This window comes from Paenibacillus sp. J31R109 (genome assembly GCF_059692055.1).
Window position 1 is genome coordinate 96,505 of record NZ_JCAUAR010000008.1, and the last position, 17,290, is coordinate 113,794.

General features: G+C 45.4%; 13 protein-coding genes. 1 reads left to right on the top strand and 12 read right to left on the bottom strand.

Annotation, left to right across the window (positions count from 1 at the left end; all coding sequences use genetic code 11):
* Positions 1-29 precede the first annotated feature (29 nt).
* Entirely contained in the window at positions 30-2,348 is a 2,319-nt protein-coding gene (locus tag AC58QT_RS20500; protein ID WP_497410650.1) for a glycoside hydrolase family 95 protein, read from the bottom strand.
* A 333-nt stretch (positions 2,349-2,681) separates the two neighbouring features.
* On the opposite strand from AC58QT_RS20500, the gene AC58QT_RS20505 reads away from it, so the two are divergent.
* On the top strand, positions 2,682-4,124 hold the full coding sequence (locus AC58QT_RS20505) for an S-layer homology domain-containing protein (protein WP_497410651.1): 1,443 nt from the start codon (positions 2,682-2,684) through the stop codon (positions 4,122-4,124).
* A gap of 339 nt (positions 4,125-4,463) precedes the next feature.
* Here AC58QT_RS20505 and AC58QT_RS20510 read toward each other — a convergent pair whose 3' ends face one another.
* The 11 genes from AC58QT_RS20510 to AC58QT_RS20560 all read right to left on the bottom strand — a co-directional run bounded on the left by AC58QT_RS20510 (position 4,464) and on the right by AC58QT_RS20560 (position 17,260).
* On the bottom strand, positions 4,464-5,915 hold the full coding sequence (locus AC58QT_RS20510; RefSeq protein ID WP_497410652.1) for a LamG domain-containing protein: 1,452 nt from the start codon (positions 5,913-5,915) through the stop codon (positions 4,464-4,466).
* A 166-nt stretch (positions 5,916-6,081) separates the two neighbouring features.
* Positions 6,082-8,658: a DUF5054 domain-containing protein gene (locus tag AC58QT_RS20515; protein WP_497410653.1), complete on the bottom strand. Its 2,577-nt coding sequence runs from the start codon at positions 8,656-8,658 to the stop codon at positions 6,082-6,084.
* Between the two features lie 24 nt (positions 8,659-8,682).
* Positions 8,683-9,432, bottom strand: a complete 750-nt coding sequence (locus tag AC58QT_RS20520; protein ID WP_497410654.1) for a glycerophosphodiester phosphodiesterase — start codon at positions 9,430-9,432, stop codon at positions 8,683-8,685.
* Between the two features lie 113 nt (positions 9,433-9,545).
* Positions 9,546-10,265 carry a ThuA domain-containing protein gene (locus AC58QT_RS20525; RefSeq protein ID WP_497410655.1) on the bottom strand — a complete coding sequence of 240 codons (720 nt, stop codon included), beginning with the start codon at positions 10,263-10,265 and terminating at the stop codon, positions 9,546-9,548.
* A gap of 35 nt (positions 10,266-10,300) precedes the next feature.
* The gene (locus AC58QT_RS20530; RefSeq protein WP_497410656.1) at positions 10,301-11,359 is read right to left on the bottom strand and encodes a Gfo/Idh/MocA family protein; all 1,059 of its coding nucleotides are present in this window, start codon (positions 11,357-11,359) and stop codon (positions 10,301-10,303) included.
* Between the two features lie 44 nt (positions 11,360-11,403).
* Positions 11,404-12,429 carry a LacI family DNA-binding transcriptional regulator gene (locus AC58QT_RS20535; RefSeq protein WP_497410657.1) on the bottom strand — a complete coding sequence of 342 codons (1,026 nt, stop codon included), beginning with the start codon at positions 12,427-12,429 and terminating at the stop codon, positions 11,404-11,406.
* Between the two features lie 34 nt (positions 12,430-12,463).
* Positions 12,464-13,033, bottom strand: coding sequence for an HAD family hydrolase (locus AC58QT_RS20540; RefSeq protein ID WP_497410658.1), 570 nt, complete (start codon positions 13,031-13,033; stop codon positions 12,464-12,466).
* On the bottom strand, positions 13,026-14,042 hold the full coding sequence (locus tag AC58QT_RS20545) for an ABC transporter ATP-binding protein (protein WP_497410659.1): 1,017 nt from the start codon (positions 14,040-14,042) through the stop codon (positions 13,026-13,028). The genes AC58QT_RS20540 and AC58QT_RS20545 overlap by 8 nt, the downstream gene beginning before the upstream one ends.
* Positions 14,035-15,090: an ABC transporter ATP-binding protein gene (locus AC58QT_RS20550; RefSeq protein WP_497410660.1), complete on the bottom strand. Its 1,056-nt coding sequence runs from the start codon at positions 15,088-15,090 to the stop codon at positions 14,035-14,037. Before AC58QT_RS20550 ends, AC58QT_RS20545 begins: the two co-directional genes overlap by 8 nt.
* Before the next feature lie 23 nt (positions 15,091-15,113).
* Positions 15,114-16,259 carry an ABC transporter permease gene (locus tag AC58QT_RS20555; protein WP_497410661.1) on the bottom strand — a complete coding sequence of 382 codons (1,146 nt, stop codon included), beginning with the start codon at positions 16,257-16,259 and terminating at the stop codon, positions 15,114-15,116.
* 2 nt (positions 16,260-16,261) lie between these two features.
* The gene (locus tag AC58QT_RS20560) at positions 16,262-17,260 is read right to left on the bottom strand and encodes an ABC transporter permease (protein ID WP_497410662.1); all 999 of its coding nucleotides are present in this window, start codon (positions 17,258-17,260) and stop codon (positions 16,262-16,264) included.
* Positions 17,261-17,290 lie beyond the last annotated feature (30 nt).

The following is a 17,290-nucleotide window of genomic DNA, read 5'->3' on the forward strand; positions in this document are numbered from 1 at the left end:
TCTACTTGATATTCAGATTAGGTTGATATTCAGATTAGGTTGATGTTCAACTTCCTATCGATCTGGTACATGCAGTTGGGCTCCAGAGCCACCTCGACTTTATGTTCACCGTAACGGATCGACGTATGAACTGCTGAGTATGCACGAATTCTCGCCTCGACCAATTCACAATTCGCCCAAGTGACATCCACCTCTGCGTTCCCTTTTACCCGCAATCCCGTAACTTTGCCCGTGTGCCACTTGGCAGGTAGCGCAGGCAGGAAATGAATACTTCCTGCCTGACTTTGGAGCAGCATTTCAGCAATAGCTGCAGTCCCGCCAAAGTTACCGTCCACCACACATATATTCGTTTCGGCTCCTGCGATCCCTGCCTTGGAGTAGGTTAACAAATTGTCAAAACACAAATGGCCGATTAAATGCGTGAGATGCTTGTAAGCATTCTCACCGTCTTGTAGTCTGGCAAAATTCGCGACAAGTGCAGCTAACGTAAACTCAACGTCCTCTAACGTTTCACGATCCATGCGATTCTCCAGAGTTACCCTTGCTGCAGCACTGAGCTCTGGGGTACCTTCAGGCGTTACCTGATTGCCAGGATATAAGCTGAAGAGATGAGATAAGTGACGATGGTCTGGCTGCGCCTCTTCATAGTCCTCAAGCCACTCCTGTAATTGTCCTCTTCGGCCAATCATCAGCGGAGGCAATAGAGCAATGGCCGTCTTCAGCTCCTGTTGGAGCTCCATATCCACCTGCAACATTTCCGATGCTTCTAGGCAAAATGCGAACAAATCGCGCACCAGTACTTGGTCCAGCGTGGAGCCCATGGACAATTGATATTCGCTTCGCTGCGGATCATCTATATAGAAGCTGTTCTCCGGCGAGTTCGACGGACCTGTCACTAGCCAACCATATTGCGGGTGAACCGTCATATAGTCGAGGAAAAAGGCAGCAGCCTCTTTCAGAACCGGATACGCCGTCTCTGCGAGAAAAGTCTGATCGAGTCCGAATTCATAGTGCTCCCGAAGCTGCGTGGCAATCCATAAGCCTCCCGTTACGTTAAGCCCCCACGATGTTTCCCAGCCGGGAGACGCGAATCCCCAAGCGTTCGTAAATACGTGAGCAACCCATCCTTCACAGCCATAGAAATGCTTCGCCGCCGCTCTTCCACTCCCCGCTAATTGCGATACGAATCGCATTAAGGGAAGATGGCATTCCGCCAAATTGCTGACTTCTGCCGGGTAATAATTCATTTGCGTATTGATATCCAAATGATAATCGCAGCTCCATTGCATACGATTGGCTTCACCATCGTTCCAAATCCCTTGCAGATTAAGCGGCAGCGGAGAATCCGCCCTTGATCCAGCAATAGTTAGATAGCGACCATATTGATAAAATAAAGCAAATAAGTGCGGATCATCATCCCGCCCTTGCAGAAATAGCTCTATTCTTTTGTCTGTGGGTAAGCTCGAATTCTTGCTTACGCCTAGGTCTAGGTTGACGTTGTCATACAACCGCCGATAGTCCGCCACGTGATCCGCTCTCAGCCGTTCGTATCCCTTTGCTATGGCGTTCTCTACTTGGCGCAACGACTTTGACATCCACTCGTCATCACTGCTGCCATAATTCGTGTTCGCTGCCAAATAGATTACAACTTCGTCAGCTCGGTCTATCTTAATTTGGCCAGTAGCTGCATCTGCGGTTACACTGCCTCCATGGGTGATGACCTTTAATACACCTTGGCAACTTACACCGCACTCCCCGTTACTATGCATATGTTCCGTTGCTTGCCCCTCAAAAACAAACGTTTCCTTATCCACTAATGTTGCAGTGAATCGCTCAGTTCTTCCAAGAATACGCAGCGTGAGCGATAGACCTCCAGACTGCTCGCTAAACAATCGTGCAGCTACAATTCCGTCCGGATGCGAAGCCCATACTTCTCTTGTTTGTCTATGCCCGCCCGAGGTGTAGACTGTCTGTGTGCCAGCACTTTGAAGGTCCAGCTCCCGAACCAGTTGATCGCCTTGCTGCTCAAACGTGAATTGAATATCGCACATCGATAAATGCGTGCCGAAGTTCCCCTTCTTTGGCTGCAGGGATTGTTTCGCCAACTCGTCTCCCCGCTTATAATCGCCAGCAAAAAAATGCTCCCGCATTTGATCCAAATCTGCTCTACCTTTGGATGTCCCTGACAGTGGTTCGGGCTTCCCTGACCAATAGGTGATTTCCGTTAAACTCCAGGTTTCATGTCCCACACCACCGTAGATCATTGCGCCCAATCTTCCATTCCCAATGGGTAAACCCTGCGACCAATTTACGCCAGGACGATCATACCATAGCTTCATTTCATTCATACGTGTAGTTCCCCCATAATGATTACGCTTTCTTTATGCTTATTGTAGGGGCAATTCGACTGGCTTAGATAGGTACAATTGCGGTATTCCACGTACACTTGCTTCACAGATAAGGTACATCTCTCATTCGGGCATCCATTTTTCATCTCGGGACGAATTGGCAATATACAATGTCATCCCCCGCGATAGCTGCATTCGCTACAATTCGCTAAAATTAGTGGTTTCTTGTGTGTAATTTATTGGAAAATTAGCCCATTTCGCTCATGACAGCGAACAAGTTGACTGTTATGCTAGCCTCAAAATGCTGATTCAACGATATGAAGGAGGCTGGGTATGTATTCATTTTGGAGAAAAGCTTCGCTGCTCCTAACTGCCGGTGCACTGGTAGTTACTGGCCTAAGCATTGGGGGGTCTAAGACTAGCGCAGAGGCAAATGTTTATGGCATGGACCTGCGTCCAATAGGGGGTACTTACAAAGATTGGCTTCAATATGTGACCGCAGAGGTCCCCTTCGTCATTATTTATAATACAACTAAAGCTGTGTCTACAACTTCAACCGATACTTTATTCTATTCGCGTGATAATGGCGTAAGCTGGATACCACTCACACGCGGGGAAGGTGGTGCTCTAACGCTTCCGATTGATGCCAGTCTCACTTCTGTACTCTTTCGTATCCATGCTTGGTTTGATCCCCTCGTTGGAAGCAACAGTGAAGACGATTATATATCGGTAGCTTACGCCGTAAAGCAGCCTGGAGGCCCCACCGATGTGAAAGCCACAGCCAATGCCAATGGATCCGTGACACTAACGTGGCTGGATAATTCAAATATGGAATCACGGTACGACATTACAAGAACGGGACCTGATGGTAAAAAGACTTTCACCCTATCAGGTAAAACAGATTCAATCGGCCAAGTTTCCTACGTAGATACACAAACGAGTAAAACCACTAACACTTGGTACGTGTACCAAATCAAGCCCATCATTGACCAGTATGCCATTCCCGAATACCTGATTCCTGGAGAGGCCGTCACGATCGTGGAAACATCCCCACCACTCGGCCAGATTAAAGACATTCAAATTGATACGCCTCTATTGAAGGGATCGGGTATACAACCTATTTTGAAACCAGGCAAAACCAAACTTGACACACTGGATGACATCGCCAAAATCACCGTTTCCCCCGATCTTATTGGCAGATTGGACGGCGTTATTACGAATGTCCCCGATATCTTTGCTGGCGCCAGCCCATGGGCTTTGCCTGAGTTGAAGCAAGCTTTTGGTCTCGGATTAACGACCAGCCAAACTTTGAGCAAGTATACAGAGGCGATTACGAGAGAGGATTTTGCTGGACTCGCCGTTCGGCTCTATGAGAAGCTGACGGGTAAAACGCTAGCACCTGACTATAATCCCGTGTTCAAAGATACGAATAATGTGCAAGTGAATCAGGCGTATCGGTTGGGGATCGTGAACGGCTTGACGAACGATACCTTCGGGCCTAAGAACCCCATCACCCGCCAAGAGATGAGTGTCATGCTGCTGAGGACAGTGCGATTAGCGAAGACAGGTGTAGCACTAGATACCACTTTAAAAACAACCTTCACCGACTCCAGCTCCATCTCGAGCTGGGCGCAAGATGCCATGAACTTTGTTGTCAACTACGGCATCATGAATGGTGTTGCTGGCAATAAGCTCGATCCGCACGGTAATACTACGCGGGAGCAAGCGATTCTTCTCTCGCTGCGTACGTATTTGGCAACAGCGGTGCTAAAGTAGAGGCTGTTCCAGAAGTAAAAATAAAAAAGGAGCTTAGCGGTTTAATACATGGTACCTGCTAAGTTCCTTTTTTAGTTTCCGCTTCTCGGAAGACCACGCAAGCTAAGGTGATGGCATCATCTTAGCTTGCGTGTTTTCTCAATTTTACTGGAAATAAAGTGATGGTATAACGCTAAAGCGTTGAAATACGCAGGAAACTTCGATTTTGGAGCTTTTAGCGTTATCGCATAACGTTATTGTTCAGCTGGTCGTCCATTTGCACGGATTAGTGTTCTCCCGTAACGTTATTTAAAGTAGTTGCATCATTTAAAGTCTTCTGGGACAGCCCCTTTACCTCGTTTATTTCATTGTTACAGGATTAGGATTACCATGGATCGTTCCATTTCGACCATGGCCGGACTCATCAAGAGCTCCATTGCGAAATGTCCAGTATCCGGCAAGGTCCGGATCAATTTGTGTTTCAGCATGGTTATACATGTCTGCTTGGATTTCGGTTTTAGATCTGACTGTTGTCCAGAATCTAACTTCTCCGATCTGACCTTTGAAGTATCGAGCTGCAAAATTTGAATGAGCGGAATCTAAGAAATCTACGCCGATGGTAATCGGGGAGGAGTTCGTACTGTAATCGACGTATACAGCTTCTGAATTTAATTCACCATTAATGTAAAGTCTCATAACACGAGAAGCACTATTATATATCGCTGCCAAATGGTACCACTGGTTCAATTGAAGATACGTACTAGAATTAACTTCATTATAATCTCCTATTTGAAAATTAATTCTATTGTACGGTTCATCGCTTGTTCGAAGTGTAAAGGAAGCAAGACCTTGTTCCTGATACTTAGATACAATGCCTGTCTTCCATTCAAAAGCCTCAGGCTTCACCCAAGCTTCAATCGTAAACGACGACGAATTATACATATCATCATGCGGAATTTCTACATAGTCTCCATTACCATCAAAATCCAATGCCTGATACGGCGCTGCCACTGGTTGAACAGGTGGGATCTCAGTTCCTGTCACAACAGACACCACATTCGACTCTCCCGCATGAACGCCGCCGATAACATCCAACTTAAACTGATAAGTCGTGTCCGGCATCAGTCCGCTTACGATATACGTCGCTTCGTTAACACTAAGCGAGGCTACTTCCGTAAATATTTCACTATCCTCACTCTTAAGTAATCTTACACGATCTGCCCCAACTGGCTTACTATAGGTAAGGGTCGCATATGTGGCTGTTGTCGCTGTTTGGACAACACTCAAATCATCAATAGGATCTACAACTGCGATGGGCTCAATCCTAGAAAGTAAATAAGCAATCTCATCTTGGGGAACAAACACGTTATCCCCATTCATATCCCATTCATGATGCTCAGGTAACGCTGAAGCAATCGTTGAGATGTCTGCAATCGTGAACGCATCGCTCCCGTGAACTACGATAGGAGGCAGTGTGATCACATACGGTTCCGTGCCATTAAGCACACTTGCCGTAAGCACATGCACGCCTGTGCCAAGAGGAGGCAATTCAAGCTTTACAACCGAGTAGCCCTCTACATCTTTTGCAATAAGCATCGTTTCACCTTCAAAAATCTCAACCCTAGCACCTATTGGCGCTTGCACGACAACTTCCGTCGTCGTGTTCGTTATGACTGTTTGCTGAGGTGAGATAACAGAAACAGGTACAGCAGCTGTAACCTGATTACCATCCCCCAACCAAGCATAGCCGCTGAAAACTAACACAACTGCCCCCAGCATCCATCTAGCCAATTTGGTCCATGTCCGTTTCATTGTGACTCTTTTCCTCCCAATCAGATAAATCCGCTTATTTTATGACAAGAATTGTATTTTTCATTATAGTAACACTGTCATTTTACCAAACGGAGTAGGATACGAATAGTATTTTTTAAAAAGAAAACAGACAGCTGCACACCAGCTGTCTGTCTCTTCATCCGCTTTAGGTAAACCAAAGCTTCATCGTTTTAATCTCACAAGGATTCAACGTCACAGCAAGATAATCGCTGCCAAATTCAACTTTCGTTTCCAGGGTACGCTCGACCAGATCGCATTCTCTTACATTTTCAATGGTTTCTGTAAATGGCAACCTCACCGCTAAGCATGTATCGTGTAGATTTTGGAAGCGTACAACGTAGGCGTCACCTTGCTCCGCTTTTTTGAAAGCTAGAATATGGATCCCTTCCACGCCCTTTTGCAGCAATTGATAACTTGTAGGGGCCGCAGGATCCCAACCCACTGTCACCTGTGGCGGCATGCACGCTTCGACAGCTTGCTGCTGTGCGCATCCTGCCTGCCAATCCCCCGCGTGAGGCACTAACCGATAAGCGTATTGGAAGCTACCGCTGATCCATTGTGGGAAGTTCGTCCCCCATTGATTGTTAAATAGGTTGAAATGCAGGATTGGCTGCTCGGGGACATACACTTTTTTGGAATAGTGATAAATGCCTTTTTCCCCAATGGAAAATAACGGGGTATCGAATGGAATAATCGTCAAGCCTACTTGATCGTCCTGTACGTCAACCCATTGACTAGCACAGTGCAAGCGTGTATTCGCACCTCTCTCAATATCGACAAGCGGATTTACAACACTGCCTAATTTTTGAAACCGATAATTCGGTTGTTCCGCGTTCAGAGCAAATGTGAAATGCCCACTCTCCGCATACGCCGTAGAGGCTTTACGATGAACCGTCACTTGCATATCGGCATACGATTGATCTTCTTCCAAGCGGAGCGAGAGGGAAATCTCCTCCCCATTTCCAAACTCTTCATAACTTTCATACGGCGTTGTGAAACGGATCTCAATACAGCCCCAGCCATCGCCATTGGAGGTCTTAACATCAACAAGATGCAGCCCATACTGCTTATGATCGATTCTAGGATAACCTGGTTTTCCAAAATCGTTCACATACCAATCCGTTAGATCATAGCTGTATGCTTTTACAAAATCCAGAATCTCCTCTTTCCCATAAACATCATATTCGTATTGTGCAAATCGCCCGTTTACGGCCCATTCCTTCTCATTTTGCTTATCATAAAAGCTAGTCACACCGCCCGACTCGTTGTTGACTACGATACGTATGGCACGGTTTTCCAAAACGGCGTATTCACCGTCTTTCGCTGCTATGGCATCCGTATGAACGTGACCAAGGACTTTTGTATACGCAAAAGTTCGATAACCCATCGGTGCCAAATCACCAATGTAAGCCTCACCGCTTTCATTAACGGTATACACTTGCTTCGTTGCTCTATCCGTAAGTGTACCGGGCTTACCATGATCCAGTGTGATCTTCACGTGCAGTCGTTCCCAAGCAAGGGGGTTATACACGCCAATGATATTTGAATCTACAACTGTAAAAGGGTGAACTTCACTTAGCGCTTTCTCCGCTTGGTCTACGTAGTTTTTTTGCTCAGCCCAAGACGCCTCTGTCTTGACGTAAGAGTCCGGAAACATCGCGCGGTCTTTCTCAATCGCTGCCTTACCGAAAGCGCGCTGACTATTACGGCCAGGCAATAAATTGGATTTAATATCGATGCCCCATGTATGTTCGCCGAATAGCAGCGTGTGTTCATAAGCCTTCGCTATCGCATTCTTGTGATCATTACCACGCAATCCTTGCAGTTGCTCCACTGTTGCTAAGCTCTCCCGTGCTGCAATATCCGAGCGCATCCGCCGTACCCTAGACACTTCTTCCGGATAAGTGCCTATCCCATGAATCCATGTATCCGCTAAATCCTTGCGAATTACAGGGATATCGGGATAGTCTCTCGCCTCAAAGTCGCGTGCAAAATCATCCATCGTCCCGATTTTGACCTCGGTATTTGGATACTTCCTCGCAATCTCATCCAACAAGTCCTGCACCACAGAGCCATCCTGTGGACCGTAGTTGTCTTGCGTTTGCAGCAGCGCTATCCAAATCGGATAGGGCCAATCCTCTGGCGGCGTTAGGTCTGTGCCGTATGCACCTTTGGAATAATAGGTTAATACCCTGCTGCCATCTGGACCTTCCCAATGAAACAACCGTGGCAAATCGACCGGTGAAGAGCAGGAGTTTACGCCTAAATGCAAAAACGAAATGCCTGCATTTTTCAACAAAGTAGGCAGCATCCACGTGTGGCCGGGGACGTCCGTCATTTTAGCAGATATCGCCGTATGCCCATATTGCTTCCGAAGTTCTTCTGAGATGTATAACCCTCTAATATATTCTTCGGTACCGCAAAACTCCGTATGTGTCGTAAATGGAAGTCCATGCCAACGCAATTGTCCGTTCGTAATTAAGGCCTCCAGTCTTTCCTTTCTAACTGCATCAGGGGTAACCAAGCATTCCTTCAACATCCATGCAGGCAGTGTCCACACATAATGATGATCAGGGCCATCTTTTTTGGTGTCTTCACATACAGCTAGAACGTCGTTCATCATCTCTTCTCTATACTGGGAGACCACATTGCTGGCCAAGTCCGTAAAACCCAAATCTACGTGAGTTTTGAAAACAACATATATTTTCTCTAGTTGCCGCACTGTTCTCTCCTCCGATCTACTCATTCATCCGCTAACTTCCTTCCGTACTTGTACCAAAGCAGCAATATTACGAGAAGTAATCGAGTGAACCCCCATCTCCATAAAATGCTTCATCTCATCTTCTGCATTTACCGTCCAGATGTAGACATCCAGCTTATGACGGGCTGCTGCCTGAAGGAGTTTTGGTCCTACAACACGATAATTCACGTTAAGTCCGAAGCAGTTGGCGCTAGAAGCGTCCTCACAACTAATGCGAGCAGCTTCTTTTTCATTTAGGGCTAAAAATAAGGACGTATCCACGTTCAGCAGTTTACGTAAACGCGAATCCGTTCTGTTTACAGCGTGAGCACGACTGGTCTCACATCCACTTAGAATGACGATTTTATGCAGTCCATTGTTTTCGACGAATCGGGCAACAGGCTCCACACAGTCATCGGATTTCAGATCTAGATTCATGATTTTACCTGATGCCCGAAGGAGAGGCAGAACCGACTCCAACGATAAAATTCGCATGGTCTCGCCAGGAGCTCCGTTATGTGCTTTGATATCCAACTGACTCAGTTCGGTGTAGCTCATGCTGGAAATCCTGTATGCCTTTCCATCTGCGGCGTACACGCTATCGTCGTGAGAAAGTACGAGGACACCATCAGAAGTTACTAATATATCTTCTTCTACAATGTCAGCCCCGCTAGAGAGCGCTGTTTCTATTGAAAATAAACTGTTATCAGGTGTACCCATACAGCCCGTATGAGCAGTTAGTAAGGGATATGTCATTATCTTCACCTCAATCAAGAATCTTTGCGAATCCCAGCTTTACTACCTAATTAATTCGCAAACCAAACAGCTTCTTTCTCCATGAAAGAAGCTTCCTGCGATAAGTTGCTCACTCACTTCTTAATTTCCTCAAGCGGCTTGTGATGCCCATAAAATGTCTTTTCTCTTTTCACCGGGGCTGTCCATTTCACCGCATTAGCAATGACCCGTTGCACATCTTTGTTGTGATAAGTCGGATACGTCTCGTGGCCTGGACGGAAATAGAAAATTTTCCCTTGGCCCCGACGATACGTACACCCACTGCGGAATACCTCGCCCCCCTGGAACCAACTGACGAATATTAATTCCTCAGGTGTAGGAATATCAAAATGTTCGCCGTACATTTCCTCTTCTTCCAAATCGATGTAGGGACCGATTCCCTCTACAATGGGATGTGATGGATCAAGGACCCACAACCGCTCTTTCTCATCTGCTTCTCTCCATAGAAGATCACAGGAAGTGCCCATCAATTTGCGGAACAGCTTAGAATGATGTCCGGAGTGAAGTACGATGAGTCCCATACCTTCATGTACGCGTCTACAGATACGGTCTACGACGTTATCCTGAAAGCCTTTATGCTCAACGTGTCCCCAATAAATAAGAACATCTGTCTGATCCAGCTTTTCCTGCGTTAAGCCATGTTCAGGCTCATTGAACGTTGCACACTGAATCTCCAAGCCATCTTGGCTAATCCCATCTGCAATAGCTCCGTGCATGCCCTTTGGATAGATTAGAGCTACCTCTTCTTTTCTTTGCTCCTGGAGAAATTCATTCCAAATCGTTACTCTGATCATATGAGAGCCCTCCCTTATGCTAGTCGAAAAGCATTTTATAAGCTTCGCGTCACGCCATCTTTTGCTGAGTCGATGATCGCTTGCAGCACTTGTTGGTTACGGTATCCATCCATAATCGTAGGGACCGATGAAGAATGCTTTTGCTCCAAATAATCCACAAAATCCTGCAGCATCGGCTTCACGGACTTCTCATCTAAGTGAATGGTGGACTCGGTCAGTTGTAGATTGTCACCAGATCTGAGCGTCAAATGGACTTCATTCGGCTTTTCAACTGAGATTCGAACCGTGCCCAGATCGCCAAACAAGGTAACGTTAAATTGATTACCTGTCCCAATTGCATTCTTATGGGTATAAAATGAGCCCATCACACCGCCATCAAGCACGCACTGGAAAGAAGTAAAGTCATCCACATCGACTTCAGCGTATTGTCCCGTCCGTTTATCTAACCGACGATCAATAAACGTGCTCATCATACCGGATACCTGCGTAAATTCGCCTACAAAGAATCGTGCCGCATCCACCATATGTGAGCCGATATCCGCTAATATGCCGGATCCTGCCATCTCTTTATTAAACCGCCACGTATACTCCTTATTAAACATCGGCGCGTTTTCCTCTTGCAGGTAATGCGCAGCGATATGCCGAATCCGCCCTAAGGCGCCATCCGTAACCAGTTGCTTCACATATTGAAAGCAGGGTCTGTACCGATAGGAGAATCCAATCATACAGGGGATCGGATTGTGCTCATATAAGCGTAGCAGTTCATCCGCCTCTTCCAAGGTTCGCGTAAAGGGCTTCTCCGAGAAAATGGGTTTACCGTTCTCAATCGCACATTTCAAAATGTCATAATGGTATTTATTCGAAACCCCTGAAATAACGAAGTCGATGTCAGGATCAGCTATGAGTGCTCGATAATCACTGTATCTCTTCTCTTTTGGCAAATTCAGACGATCTCCAACCTGCTCCACTGCTGTCTCATTCACATCACAGATGGCCGCAACGCTTGTATGGGCCACTTTCGCCAGATTATTCCTGTGATAATCGCCGATACCGCCAAGGCCAATTATACCTACCTGCCATTTTCGAGTGCTCATTCGGCTCCCTCCCCTATTTGCTTACCTATGTGACCCTGTCCAGCTCAAATTGTCGAACATGAATTTCGTTCTATAATTTTGCTTTCAACGATGACATTCTCAGCGAAGTCACCTGGAAGCACGCCCAATTGGTGCATTAAGATTCGAACAGATTGCGCTCCCAGCTCAGAAGGCTGCAGATCCATACTTGTCAAAGAGGGGTTGGATTGAACCATCATGGAATGATCTCCACAGATGACAAATATAGAAATATCGCCAGGTACACTGAGATTTAAATCCTTGATCGCATTCAGGACACTGAATGCTGTACGGTCATCATCTGCAATAATCGCAGTGACTTTCTTCTTCTGTTTACCAAGAATATTCATAGTCTCTTCGTAGCCATAATCCAAGTATTCACTTGAACTCAAGTCCGGCTTATGATGAATCATATGTTCCGCAACATCTAGCCCACGCTCATTCATCGCTTTGATAAAACTATCTTTCCTATCAATTGACACCGTCATAAGCTCATTGGCATTCAAAAACATAATGTCTTTATGGCCTCTATCCATCAAGTATTCGCAAATACTGAACATAATCTGCCCATTATCGTTATCAACACTTGAGGAATGTTCAATATTCTCATTCATTACGTGGCCAACGGTGACAAATGGGATCTGACCCATATGCATCAGATTAATGCGTTCATCATTGGTGGTAGGCCGCATAACGACAGCACCGTCAATCGGATAACTTGTCAAGAACGGCGTTTTCACCTGCTGCAAAGGAATAATGTCCAGCAAGACCCTATACCCATAATAAGACGCTTCTAAAATAACCCCATTAATAAATTGCGTATGGAACGCACTAAAGAAGAAACTGCCATGCGGAATGGTTAACCCAATCGCCATCGTTTTCTTGGTAACTAAGCTTCGCGCCGTGTGATTGGGGACATAGTTTAATTGCCTGGAAACGCTCATGACACGTTCCCTGACTTCATTACTCGTCGGTCTTTTTTGGCTAAAGACGTTGGAGACCGTCCCTTTTGAGACTTTCGCTAATCTTGCGACATCATCAATTTTAGCCATGGTTAGATAAACTTCCCTTCATTACAATGTTCATTTAAGCCAATTGTGCATTAAGCTTCTCCACTAAGTCAATTAATTCAATCGGATTGCTTATCGTATAAGCAGGCTTTTGACTTTCTTCTTCGTGCAGCTTCGGATAGCGTGGCGTCCAGCTTAAGAAGATGCTGGTAATCCCCATTTCGTTAGCGCCTTTTATGTCTCGGCTTAAGTTATTACCTACCATAACAATTCGTGAGCAATCCTGCTCCGTAAGTTCTAGTGCACCCATAGCTGCTTTAAACATGCGAGGATGTGGTTTAGCAGCTTTAACGGCTTCAGAATATACCATCGTCGTAAAATAATCATACAAACCATGATCCGTCAGCATGTTTTTAAACGATTGTGCTCTGCCATCTGCTACAAGTGCCAGGATATAGCCCCGTTCAGCAAGCGTCTTCACCATAATATCTGCCCCTGGAATAATATCAGCCTTGATAACCACATCGTAGTCATCTCTAATTTCAGTTGATTCATCAATAATCGTATCTCCGCAGTCTAGAAATACAATTAATTTCTTCGCATTGGGATCAACCGCGATATGATCATTCGTTACTCGTTTATTCATGTGCAACACCTCTTAAGTTTAATTCGCTTGCATAATGACAGGCGGCATAATGATTGTTGCCTATGTCCCGCAGCTCAGGTTCTTCTTGTATACACTTGTCGGTCTTGTACATACACCTCGGATGAAAATGGCACCCACTTGGCGGATTCGCCGGGTTCGGTACTTCGCCTTCGAGAATGATGCGTTCCTTCTTATAGTCCGGATCAGGCTCCGGCACGGCAGACAACAGAGCCTCTGTATAGGGATGCTTTGGCTGATTAAATAGTGCTTCCACAGGTGCTAATTCAACAATTCGACCTAAGTGCATAACGGCTACCCGGTCAGAAATATTTTGCACAATCGATAAATCGTGAGAGATAAAAATATACGTAATCTGAAGCTGCTGCTGCAGGTCTTTTAATAGATTAATAATTTGCGCTTTGATCGATACGTCCAAGGCGGACACCGCTTCATCGCAGACGATGAGTCGAGGTTGTGAAATAAGCGCTCTAGCGATCGCAATACGTTGTCTTTGCCCTCCGGAGAAAGCATGCGGATACCGTTTGAGATAACTGACATTTAACCCGGTTTTTTCGGCAATCAGGGTCACTTTTTCGTCTAATTCCGCTTTCGTTAGCTTAAAGTTGGCAAGCAGGGGCTCCGAAATAATGTCATAGACGCTCATTCTCGGGCTCAATGACGAATACGGATCCTGAAAGATCATCTGAATGTCTTTTCTGAACTTCTTAAATTCTTTGCCCCGTAGGCCTAAAAAATCAACTTTCGCATCACCTTCCGGATGGTAAATCACTTCCCCTGACGATGCATTCATGCCCCTCACGATACAACGGCCTAGCGTCGTTTTCCCGCAGCCTGATTCACCAACGATACTTAAGGTTTCTCCCTCCACAAGTTCAAAAGAAACGTTGTTCAGCACGCGAACGGAGGAGGGCTTGCTAAACAACTTATTCTTGTCTTTCACTTCAAAATTCTTGATTAGATTGTTTACTTTCAATATAGGCTTAGACATGCTGATTCTCCTCACCTTCATTCTTGTAAAGAAAACATCTAACCATATGATTATCCGTTATTTGCGTTTTGGGCACGGCTTGTTTATTGCATACTCCTTCGATCCGATCTTTGCACCGCTCATAAAAGCCGCACATTGGAGGCATGTCGATGGCCATCGGTACAGTACCTTCGATTGATTCCAGGCGGGTATTGCGATTACCAGCTAATCTCGGCATCGAGTTGAGCAACCCTTTGGTGTAGGGGTGCTTCGGATTTTTGAAGATCTCCCCGACCGTTGATTGCTCCACAATTTTGCCTAAATACATGACAGCTACTTCATCGCACATCTCAGCAATGATGCCTAGATCATGCGTTACGAGGAGAATGGCCATGCCAAACTCTTTTTGAAGTCCCTTCATCAGCTCCATCACTTGCGCTTGAATGGTGACATCGAGCGCAGTCGTGGGCTCATCGGCGATTAACAATTCAGGGTTGCAAGATAACGCCATGGAGATCATCGCACGCTGACGCATACCACCTGAAAACTCATGCGGGTACTGATCAAATCTCTTCGCCTCATCCGAAATGCCCACTTTACTTAACATTTCAAGCGCAATTTTTTTGGCTTCTTTTTTATCCTTGGTGCGGTGGATGAGGATCGATTCCATGATCTGATTGCCAATCGTGTACATCGGTGAAAATGCCGTCATCGGCTCTTGAAAGATCATCGCAATCTTGCGTCCGCGAATAGATCGAATCTGCTTACCCTTTGTATCTAGCGACAACAAATTTAATTCATTCAGTGCTTTCTCCGACTTGGAGTGATACACAATTTTGCCTGAAGTTTCACACTCTTTGGGATTAATACTGATGATGGCCCTGCTGGTTAGACTTTTCCCACAGCCGGACTCGCCAACAAGCCCAAGTGTTTTTCCTTTTTTTATTTCAAAATCAACGCCATCTACAGCTCTCATTTCCCCATTATCCATCTGAATACGTATCTTGAGGTCTTGAACGGACAGTAGGGGTAGCTCGGATTGCGAATCAATACTAGCATTTGATGTCATGACATTCCCCGCCTTACCTTAGTTTATTTCTTGTATGGATCGGCTGCATCACGCAGACCGTCGCCTAGAAAGTTAAACGTTAACACGGTAACAATGACAAACCCGAGAGGGAAAAGCTTCCATGGATACAAAGCAATATTCTCAATTTGCTGTGCTTCCTGAAGCAATACACCCCAGCTGGTCGCGGGAGATCGGATACCCAGACCTAGAAAGCTCATAGCCGTCTCGCCCAGAATCATCCCAGGGATAGCGAGTGTCGTCGCCACGACCAAATAGGAGATAAAGCCAGGTAAAAGATGCTTGATAATAATTTTAGCGTCGCTGACGCCTGCTATTTTGGCTGCTAACACATATTCTTCATTTTTTAATGAGATGAACTTCCCTCTCGCAACCCTGGCTAAATCCGTCCAACCAATGAAGGCAAAGATGATGACGATATAGAGATACATGGTCACTACAGGGACGCGGGCTGGTATGGCAGCTGATAAGGCCATCCAGAGCGGCAGCGTTGGAAATGATCGAATGATTTCAATGAACCGCTGAATAACCGAATCAATCCATCCTCCGAAATAGCCAGATATCCCACCGATAAATAAACCAAGGACAAAGCTAATCCCCACGCCGATGAGTGGAATACTTAGTGAAATTTGGCTGCCTAGGGCAACACGTGAAAGTAAATCTCTCCCCATTCCGTCCGTACCGAATAGAAAGATACGACCAGGTTCATCTACACCAAATAGGTGGGTACTTGTTGGAATCATACCCAGGAATTTGTAGCTTTCACCTTTCACAAAAAAACGCAGCGGATGGCGAACATTCTCATCTTGGACAAACTTTTTACGCAGTGTAACGGGATCTCTCCCGGATTTGAGTTCATTAACAAACGGTCTGAAATGAAAGTTGCCCTCAGCATCCTTAAAACTCAATTTCGTAGGTGGCGCATTGACATATTTGCTGTCGTAGCTTTCCAAACTATAAGGGGCTATAAACTGAGCAAAGAGTGCTACTAGGTAGAAACTAGCTAGAATGATTAAGCTGATTCGGGCTAATTTATGTTTTTTCAATCTGCGGTATATAAGACGCCACTGTGAGCTGTAATAGACATCGTTATTTTTCGGACGCTTGAAGCTAGGCAGGAGTTGTTTACGCACCGTTGTAATTGGTTTCATAGTTACACACCTCTGAATGCAGTGCGAATTTTGGGATCTAGCCATGCCAACAAAATATCTGATATCAACGTACCTACAACCGTCAGTACGGCCATAAACAATAACCACGTACCTGCTAGATACATATCTTGGGCTAATAAGGCGTTATACATAACGGGACCTTGAATAGGCAAATTAAGAACAATCGCCGTAATCGTAGAACCAGTAAAAATCGACGTTAGTGACCATCCAAGGGTACTTACGATGGGGTTGAGCGCAGCGCGCGTCGGGTATTTCAGTAATATTTTCATTTCCGATAAGCCTTTGGACCGTGCAGTCACTACATTCGGCTTATTTAATTCGTCCAGCATTTGCCCTCTCATGACGCGAATAAGCTCTGCTGTGTTCGCCAAACCAATCACGATAATAGGGATAATCATATGCTTCAGCAAGTCAAGAACCTTACCCATCGACCATGCCGCACTCGCATATTCGTTGGAGAATAGACCTAACAACGGATCACCAAAATACACATAGGACAAATACATGAGAATGATCGCCATCAAAAAGTGAGGTGTAGCCATACCAAGGAAACCGAAAGCTGAAAAGATATAATCACCAATGGAATATTGTTTTACTGCACAATAGATCCCAATTGGAATGGCTACAGCATAGGTAAATACCATCGTCGCCACAGAAACGATCAGCGTTAACGCCATATATTGCGATATGACATCCATAACTGGCCTATTGAAGCTAAACGAATATCCAAAGTTAAATTCGGTGAAAATGTTTTTCATCCATTCCAAATATTGTACAAACCAATGTTGATCCAATTTTAAGGCTGATCTCATTTCGGCGATATCTGCTTGTGTCATGATCTCACCAGCCGCGGACATCTTCGCTGCATACGATGAAACATAGTCACCAGGAGGTAACTGAATGATATAGAATACAATAACGGATATAACAAAAACGACGGGTATGACCAAAACGATTCTTTTTAAAATATATTGGAGCATCTCGATCCTGTCCTCTCCGGTTAATTCGAT

What these genes read in the sequence shown, in the direction of transcription:
- AC58QT_RS20500 (WP_497410650.1), bottom strand. Translation starts at nt 2,348, where the DNA reads ATGAATGAAATGAAGCTATGGTATGATCGTCCTGGCGTAAATTGGTCG.
- AC58QT_RS20505 (WP_497410651.1), top strand. Translation starts at nt 2,682, where the DNA reads ATGTATTCATTTTGGAGAAAAGCTTCGCTGCTCCTAACTGCCGGTGCA.
- AC58QT_RS20510 (WP_497410652.1), bottom strand. Translation starts at nt 5,915, where the DNA reads ATGAAACGGACATGGACCAAATTGGCTAGATGGATGCTGGGGGCAGTT.
- AC58QT_RS20520 (WP_497410654.1), bottom strand. Translation starts at nt 9,432, where the DNA reads ATGACATATCCCTTACTAACTGCTCATACGGGCTGTATGGGTACACCT.
- AC58QT_RS20525 (WP_497410655.1), bottom strand. Translation starts at nt 10,265, where the DNA reads ATGATCAGAGTAACGATTTGGAATGAATTTCTCCAGGAGCAAAGAAAA.
- AC58QT_RS20530 (WP_497410656.1), bottom strand. Translation starts at nt 11,359, where the DNA reads ATGAGCACTCGAAAATGGCAGGTAGGTATAATTGGCCTTGGCGGTATC.
- AC58QT_RS20535 (WP_497410657.1), bottom strand. Translation starts at nt 12,429, where the DNA reads ATGGCTAAAATTGATGATGTCGCAAGATTAGCGAAAGTCTCAAAAGGG.
- AC58QT_RS20540 (WP_497410658.1), bottom strand. Translation starts at nt 13,033, where the DNA reads ATGAATAAACGAGTAACGAATGATCATATCGCGGTTGATCCCAATGCG.
- AC58QT_RS20545 (WP_497410659.1), bottom strand. Translation starts at nt 14,042, where the DNA reads ATGTCTAAGCCTATATTGAAAGTAAACAATCTAATCAAGAATTTTGAA.
- AC58QT_RS20550 (WP_497410660.1), bottom strand. Translation starts at nt 15,090, where the DNA reads ATGACATCAAATGCTAGTATTGATTCGCAATCCGAGCTACCCCTACTG.
- AC58QT_RS20555 (WP_497410661.1), bottom strand. Translation starts at nt 16,259, where the DNA reads ATGAAACCAATTACAACGGTGCGTAAACAACTCCTGCCTAGCTTCAAG.
- AC58QT_RS20560 (WP_497410662.1), bottom strand. Translation starts at nt 17,260, where the DNA reads ATGCTCCAATATATTTTAAAAAGAATCGTTTTGGTCATACCCGTCGTT.